This is a genomic window from Streptomyces sp. RP5T, assembly GCF_003933965.1.
GTDB lineage: Bacteria > Actinomycetota > Actinomycetes > Streptomycetales > Streptomycetaceae > Streptomyces.
This window is the reverse complement of record NZ_RSAJ01000003.1, coordinates 43810-51534: the sequence shown is the minus strand read 5'-3', so window position 1 is coordinate 51534 and position 7725 is coordinate 43810. Positions and strand designations below refer to the sequence as shown.

Here is a 7725-nt window from a genome sequence, read left to right as displayed (position 1 = left end):
CGACCGCCCCTCGGCCGCCCTCGCCGCTGTCACCGACGACCCGTGGATCACCCGCGCCGACCACCACCCGGTGGCGGAGGCCCTCACCCGCAGCTGCCGCGCGGCCGGTTTCGAGCCGCAGATCGCCTACGAGGCCCACGACTACCAGGAGGCCCAGGCCATGGTCGCCGCCGGCATCGGCGTCGCCCTCGCCCCCACGCTGGCCCTGGAGGGCATCCGGGGAGGCGTAGGCGTCCTGCCGCTCCTGCCCCCCGCCCCGGTGCGCCGCATCCTCCTGGTTCGCATGAGCGACCATGCGCTGACCCCGGCCGCCGAGGCCTTCGCGGACTTCCTGCGCGACAGCGCGGCGGTGGCCACGGCCCGCTGAGGCACCGCGGTCCGGCGGCCGGGGATGCCGGGCCGCCGCTGCTCGCCGAGCGCGTCGATCGCGCCGGTTCCGGTGTCGTCGCGGTCCGCGCCCTGCCCTCCCGCTCCGCGCCGCGCCATCCCGCGATCCGGCACCCGACACACCCCGGGTGCCCCTGCCGGACACCCGCGTCCCGCACCCGCATCCTCCGGTCGCGCGGCCCGGCCGGACAGGTGCGCGACCCAGGTCACACGGGCACTCGCCGCGGTGATCACGAGGCCGACGGCCCGGTCACGCGGAGCCCGGGACCGTCATCCAGCGCCACTGGGTGAACTGCTCCAGGTTGGCGGTGCCGCCGATGCGGGAGCCGTTGCCCGATGCGCCCATCCCGCCGAACGGGGCGTTCGCGGCGTCCTTGGCGGAGACGTCGTTGAGGTGCACCATGCCGGTGCGCAACCGCTCGGCGACGGCCGCGGCCCGCGCCACCGAACGGGAGTGCACGGCCGCCGCCAGGCCGTACTCGGTGTCGTTCGCGATCGCGACGGCCTCCTCGTCGGTGCGGAACGCCACGACCGGGGCGACGGGCCCGAAGATCTCCTCGGTGAAGGCGGGCATGGTCCGCGCGACCTGGTCCAGAACGGTGGGCGGGTAGAACAGCCCGTCACGGCGCCCGCCCGTCAGCACCCGCGCCCCGGCCGCCACGCTCTCGTCCACGATGCGTTCGATCCTCGCGGCCTGGCGCTCGCTGATCACGGGCCCGAGGGCCACCCCCTCCTCGCGGGGGTCTCCGACCCGCAGCGCCTCCGCCTGCCCGAGCAGCGCCTCGGTGTACGGCTCCACGAGGTCGGCGTGCACCAGATGACGTCCGGCGGCGACGCAGGCCTGCCCCTGGTAGCCGAAGGAACTCATCGCCCCGGCCGCCGCGGCGGAGTCGATGTCCGCGTCGTCGAGCACGATGATCGAGTTCTTGCCGCCCAGCTCCAGGGCCACCCGCTTGAGCCCGTCGCCCGCGGCGCGGGCGACCGCACGCCCCGCCCGGGTGGAGCCGGTGAACACGACCATGGCGACGTGGGGATCGGCCACGACCGCCTCACCGGCGCCGGGGCCTCCGGGCAGCACGTGGAGCAGCCCCTCGGGCAGTCCGGCCTCCTCGAACAGCCGCGCCACGACGACCCCGCCGGACACCGGCGTGTGCGGATCGGGCTTGAGCAGAACGGCGTTGCCCAGCACCAGCGCAGGTGCCAGGGCCCGCATGGCGAACAGCAGGGGGGCGTTCCAGGGGTTGACGACACCGACCACGCCCAGCGGTACCCGCCATGCGTAACTGGTCTGGCCGGGTGCCGGCGGGCTGAGGATCTCGCCGAGGGGCAGCGACGCGAGTCCGGCGGCCTGCGCCAGCTGGGCGAGCCCGGCCTCGATCTCGTAGTCCCCCTTCGCCGGGACGCCCCCGGACTCCCTGACGATCCACTCGCGCATCGCCCCGCGGTGCTCGCGCAGCGCTTGAGCCGCGCGGAGCAGGACCTCTGCACGCTCCCGCGGGGCCCGCTCGGCCCAGGCCCGCTGCGCTCCGGCGGCCATGGCACCGGCCCGGGCGACATCCGCGGGCGCCGCCACACCCACCTCGCCCAGCCGCTCCCCCGTGGCGGGTTCGTGCACCTGCTGGACCCCGCCCCCGGGCTGCCGCCAGCCGCCGCTGTAGATCTTCCCGGCCCATTCGGCCGCGTCCGGCCACGTCTCCTCACCGGCGACAGTCATGGCACGACCCTCCAGCCCCGATGCATGGATACTTCGCTATATGCCCTTGATGAGGATATATGTCCGACTGCCTCTCATCGGTTGCTCGTCGCCGGGCCGGGACGCACGGTGGAGAGACCGAAGCGAGGGCGGATGAACGCGATGACCAGCTCCAGAACCGGCGGCGACGACCGGGCCGCGCGGCGGCCGGGCGACCCCGTCGACGAGTCGGCCACGGCCGGAGCCCGCGTGGACGCGCACGGCATCGTGACCGGATGGAGCGAGGGAGCACGGCGGCTGCTCGGCTACCGGGCCGCGGAAGTCGTCGGCAGGCCCGCGGCATCGCTGCTCGCCAGGGAGCCGCCCGTCGAGATGCTTCGCTCCCTGAGGACGCTGCCGAGGTGGAGCGGGACGGCGACCCTCCGGCACCGGGACGGCCACCACCTCGCCGTGAACCTGCTGGCCCACCGCCGGGAGCTCGACGGCGAGGACGCGGGAGGCGGCGAGTGGCTCCTGCTCTCCCCGCTGATCCGGTCGGCTCCCCCGCTCCAGGACGACACGCTGGTGATGTGGGCGTTCACCCGCTCCCCGGTCACGACGGCGCTCTACGACACCGGCCTGCGGCTGCGGCGGGCGAACGCCGACATGGAGCGGGTGATCGGCCTGCCCGAGGCGGCGATGCAGGGGCTGCGCGTGTCGGAGATCGTGGTCGACCCGGAGAGCGACCGGACGGAACAGTGCATGCGGCGGGCGCTGGAGACCGGCGAACAGCAGCATCTGCAGCAGATCCTGCACCTGGCGGGCCACGAGGGCGAGACCGTCTGGACGACCTCGCTCACCCCCGTGCGGGACGCCGGGGGCGAGATACGCGGAGTGCTCCTGTCCGCGCACGACATCACCGAGGAGCACCTGGCCAAACAGCGCCTCGCCCTGCTCAACGAGGCCAGCATCCGCATCGGCAGCACCCTGGACCTCGCCCGGACCGCGCAGGAACTCGCCGACGTGGCGATCCCCCAGCTCGCGGACTTCGTCACCGTCGACCTGCTTCCCGCCATCGAAGGCGGCGACGATCCGCGCGCCGGCTCGCCCCCGAGCCCCGTCATGCTGCGCCGCGTGGCCTACCAGTCCGTGCTGGAGGGCTGCCCCGAGGTCGTGGTCGGGCGCGGGACGGTGGCCGCCTACCCGGATGAGTCGACCGCGGCCAGGTGTCTGACCGCCGGCCGGCCGCTGATCGAGAACATGACCGCTTCCGCGCTGGACCAGGTGGCGAGCCAGACCCCGGCCCGGGCCGAGCGGATGCGCCGCTACGGGTTCCACTCCGTGCTGGCCGTGCCGATGCGCGCCCGCGGCATCACCCTCGGCGTGGCCACCTTCTCCCGCCACCGGCGCCCGGAGCCCTTCGAGCAGGACGACCTGCTCCTGGGCGAGGAGATCACCGCCAGGGCCGCCGTGTGCATCGACAACGCCCGCCGCTACACCCGCGAGCGCCGTACGTCCCTGACCCTGCAGAGCAGTCTCCTGCCGAGAGGGCTGCCCCCGCAGGCCGCCGTCGACGTGGCCTCCCGCTACCTCCCCGCCAGTACGCAGGCCGGCGTCGGCGGCGACTGGTTCGACGTCATCCCGCTGTCCGGCGCCCGGGTCGCGCTCGTCGTCGGCGACGTCGTCGGCCACGGCGTCCAGGCGTCGGCCGCCATGGGCCGACTGCGCACGGCCGTACGCACCCTTGCCGATGTCGACCTCCCGCCGGACGAACTGCTGACCCACCTGGACGACATGGTCATCCGCCTGTCCGCGGAGGCCGAGAGCACGGCCGGCACCGCCGGCGACACCGGCGCGACCTGCCTGTACGCCGTCTACGACCCGGTCTCCCGGCGGTGCGCGATGGCGCGCGCGGGCCACCCCGTCCCCGCGGTGGCGATGCCGGACGGCACCGTGGTGTTCCCCGACGTCCCCGCGGGCCCTCCGCTGGGGCTGGGCGGCCTGCCCTTCGAGGTCACCGAGATGGAGCTGCCCGAAGGCACCGTCCTCGCGCTGTACACCGACGGCCTCATCGAGGCCCGCGGCCGTGACGTCGACGACGGCCTCGCCGCCCTGCGCGGGGTCCTGTCCCGGCCCGCCGCGTCCCTGGAGAGCACCTGCGACACCGTGCTGCGGACGCTTCTCCCGGACCAGCCCGACGACGACGTGGCGCTGCTGATGGCCCGCACCCGCGCCCTGGACGCGACCCACGTCGCCACCTGGGACGTACCGCCCGATCCCGCGGCGGTCGCCGAGACCCGCAAGAAGGCCATCCGTCAGCTTTCCGCCTGGGGCCTGGACGAGGCCGCCTTCGTCACCGAACTGGTCGTCAGCGAACTCGTCACCAACGCCATCCGCTACGGCGGCGCCCCCATCCAGCTCCGGCTCATCCGCGACCGCAACCTCATCTGCGAGGTCTCGGACGCCAGCAGCACCAGCCCCCACCTGCGCCGCGCTCGCACCTTCGACGAGGGCGGCCGCGGCCTGCTCCTGGTCGCCCAGCTCACCCAGGGTTGGGGCACCCGCCACACGCTCACCGGCAAGACGATCTGGGCCGAGCAGGCCCTCTCCCCGTCTTCTTCTCCGACGCCGAAGACGGACTGATCGATGCCGCGGTCCCGCCGCTTCTCCGCGACCTCACCGAACTGCAGGTCCTGCGTTCGGTCCGCCCGGCCGCGGCCGGGCCACTCGACGCGCTCACCGCCCCGGCACTGTGCCCGCCCCGCAGCCATGGGTCCGGGCCCCCACTCGCCGACGCCCTGACCTGCACGGCCGACCGTCAGCCGTTCGCCGCCGCCTTCTTGATCGCTTCGCGGATCCGGGAGTAGGTACCGCAGCGGCAGACGTTCTCGATGGCGTCGATGTCGGCGTCCGTCGGGTGGGGCGTCTTCTTCAGCAGAGCCACCGCGGCCATGATCTGGCCCGGCTGGCAGAAGCCGCACTGCGCGACATCCCTGTCGAGCCATGCCTGCTGCACGGGGTGCAGCCTGTCGCCGTCGGCCAGGCCCTCGATCGTGGTGACCTCGCGGTCCGCGCAGTCCGCGACCCGCACGACACAGGGCTGGATCTCCTCGCCGTCGAGATGGCTCGTACAGGCACGGCAGACGCCCACACCGCAGCCGTACTTGGGTCCCGTGACGTTCAGCATGTCCCGCAGGACCCACAGTACCGGCATGTCGGACGGGGCCTCGACGGTGACCGGCTTCCCGTTGAGGAGGAAGGAGTAGGACGGCATCGGCACCTTCTCGGAGGACGGGTCAGAAGTCGAGCGGGAAGCGGCGGGGCCTGGAACCGGTCGCCCGCGCATAGGCGTTGGCCACGGCGCCGGCCGCGGCCGGGACGCCGAGTTCACCCGCCCCGCCCGGTTCCCGCCGGGAGGGCATGATGTGTGCCTCGAAACGCAGCGGAGCGTGCCGCTGGCGGGCGTAGTGGAAGTCGGCGTAGCTGCTCTCGCGGACGGCGCCCCGGTCGATGTGCAGACCGGCCCGCAGGACGGTGGAGATGCCGTCGATCGCGGTGCCCATGAGCTGGGCCTCGAGCCCGCGCGGGTTGACGGCCGTTCCGACGTCGGCCGCCATCACCACCCTGGTCACCCGAGGGTCCATCGGGTCGGTGGCGTCGATCTCGACCAGGCAGGCCACACAGGAGCCGTACTCCTCGTGGACGGCGACGCCCTGTGCCTGGCCCTGCGGCAGGGTCCGGCCCCAGTCACCGGCGTCCGCGACCTTGTCGAGCACGGCTTTGACGGCCTTGTTCCTGAGTGTGCCGCGCCGGAAGGCGACCGGGTCCTTCCCCAGGCTTCTCGCGACCTCGTCGACGACGATCTCCTCCGCGGTCCGCATCGTCCCCGAGTCCACCGACCGCCAGGCGCCGAGGGGGATCGCCAGCTCGACCGATCCCGTGTTCCCGGACACCCGGCCGAAGTTGTACAGGCCGCTGTCGCTGGGCAGTGGGCCGGCGGCAGGTCCGGCGGCCGGCGTCACCGCGTGACCGACGTGCCCCTGAGCGGAAACGCCCTGCGCTTCGTACGACTCGCTCACCGAGGCCACCGCGTGGGCGAACGCCACCACCCTGCCCCGAGCGTGGCTGGCCCGGATCCGGTGGTGGCTGGCCGGGCGCATCCGGCCGTGCCGGATGTCGTCGGCGCGGCTCCACATCAGCTTGACCGGCCTGCGCGCCGCCTTGGAGATGAGGGCGGCCTCGATCGCGGCGTCGTGGTTCAGCCGCCGGCCGAAGGAGCCGCCGCCTCGTACGACGTGCACCTTCACCTTCGAAGCGGGCAGCCCGACCGCCGAGGCGATGCTCTCCCGCGCGTCCATCGGCGACTGGGAGGAGAACCAGATCTCGGCGTGGCCCGCACGAACGTCCGCCACCGCGGTCAGCACCTCCATGGGCGCGTGGCTGACGAAGGCGAACTCGAACTCGCCCTCCGTCTGCGCCGATCCGCGCGGCGGGCTGTCGAGCCGTGGGACGGCGGCCCGCAGCCGCGAGCGGATCGCGGCATCGGAGAGCGAGACGAGCGGGCCCGGCGCCCAGGTGATCCGCAGGGCGTCCCTCGCCTTGAAGGCGTGGTGGAAGGACTCGGCCACCACGGCGACCCCACCGGCGACCCTGACGACGGCGTGGACGCCGGGCATCGCGCGTGCGGCCCGGGAGTCGACGGAGACGAGCTTCCCGCCGAGCGTCGGCGGCCGGGCCACCACGGTCGGCTTCGCCCCGGCCACCGTCAGGTCCCCGGCGTACGTGGCCCTGCCGGTGACGATGTCCCGGGCGTCGATCCGGGTCGTCGGCCGCCCGATCACCCGGTGCCGGGACGCGGGCTTGGGTCTGCTCGACACGGCCGGCCGGGTGACCCGGGCGGCGCTCGCGGTCAGCGACCCGAAGGTGGCCGAACGCCCGTCCGGTGCGATCACCCTCGTGCTGTGGGTGCGCAGGAACCGCGCGGGAAGGCGCCAGCGCCTGGCCGCCGCGGTCACCAGCTTGGCACGCGCCAGGGCGGCCAGCTCACGGGCCGGACCGTACAGCGAACTCACCGAACTCGAACCGCCCGTGAACTGGTTGCCCTTGGCCCGGGCGTCGGCGAGCGGGATGTCGACGTCGGCGAGCCGGGCGTCCAGTTCCTCGGCGATCATCATGGCGACGGCGGTGGTGACGCCCTGACCGACCTCGACGCGGGGCAGCCGTACGACGACCTTGTTGGCCTCGGTGATCTCCAGGACCAGCATCTCCTCGTCGGCGCCGGTCACCAGGACGCCGGACGGCCGGCGCGGCGTGGCCGCGGTGGGCTCGGCGCCCTCCGCCGGCGCCGCGTCACAGCCGAGCGGCGCGGCAACGGTCAGCGTGGACGCCGCGAGCGAGTAGACCACGAACTTCCTGCGGGACCACTGACGGGCCAATGGACGCTCCTCTCCGGGTGTCCCGGTGGTTCGACTGGTATGAGGGAGCAGCGCTCTTCGAGGTTGTCTGCGGGAACCGAGCTGCCTGGACGAGTTCCGGAACCATCCGGCAGGCGGCTGTGCCGTCCCTGCCGACCGGTGGGTCCTGCCCCGCCGTGTGGCTGAAGCCGCCGCTTCCCTGGTCACCGGGGCTCTGCATGGCTTTAGGGTCGAGACGGCATGGGCCGGACG

5 protein-coding genes are annotated in these 7725 nt (G+C 73.8%); 2 read left to right on the top strand and 3 right to left on the bottom strand.

From position 1 onward, the window contains the following. Window positions 1-367, top strand: a 367-nt coding sequence (locus tag EHS43_RS00700; protein ID WP_260470327.1) for a LysR substrate-binding domain-containing protein, incomplete at its 5' end; no start/stop codon positions are given. Between the two features lie 270 nt (window positions 368-637). Here the strand turns inward: EHS43_RS00700 and EHS43_RS00695 are convergent. Then, window positions 638-2101, bottom strand: coding sequence for an aldehyde dehydrogenase family protein (locus EHS43_RS00695; protein ID WP_125188399.1), 1464 nt, complete (start codon window positions 2099-2101; stop codon window positions 638-640). A gap of 141 nt (window positions 2102-2242) precedes the next feature. On the opposite strand from EHS43_RS00695, the gene EHS43_RS00690 reads away from it, so the two are divergent. After that, entirely contained in the window at window positions 2243-4702 is a 2460-nt protein-coding gene (locus EHS43_RS00690) for a SpoIIE family protein phosphatase (RefSeq protein WP_260470326.1), read from the top strand. 175 nt (window positions 4703-4877) lie between these two features. On the opposite strand, the gene EHS43_RS00685 is transcribed toward EHS43_RS00690, so the two are convergent. Both EHS43_RS00685 and EHS43_RS00680 read right to left on the bottom strand, forming a co-directional pair. Continuing rightward, entirely contained in the window at window positions 4878-5333 is a 456-nt protein-coding gene (locus EHS43_RS00685) for a (2Fe-2S)-binding protein (RefSeq protein ID WP_125188395.1), read from the bottom strand. A 22-nt stretch (window positions 5334-5355) separates the two neighbouring features. Beyond that, complete coding sequence (locus EHS43_RS00680; RefSeq protein WP_125188407.1) at window positions 5356-7464, bottom strand: xanthine dehydrogenase family protein molybdopterin-binding subunit; 2109 nt, start codon at window positions 7462-7464, stop codon at window positions 5356-5358. Between the last annotated feature and the right edge of the window lie 261 nt (window positions 7465-7725).

Coding starts and splice junctions, on each gene's coding strand:
- EHS43_RS00685 (WP_125188395.1), bottom strand. CDS start 5,333: ATGCCGTCCTACTCCTTCCTCCTCAACGGGAAGCCGGTCACCGTCGAG.
- EHS43_RS00695 (WP_125188399.1), bottom strand. CDS start 2,101: ATGACTGTCGCCGGTGAGGAGACGTGGCCGGACGCGGCCGAATGGGCC.
- EHS43_RS00690 (WP_260470326.1), top strand. CDS start 2,243: ATGACCAGCTCCAGAACCGGCGGCGACGACCGGGCCGCGCGGCGGCCG.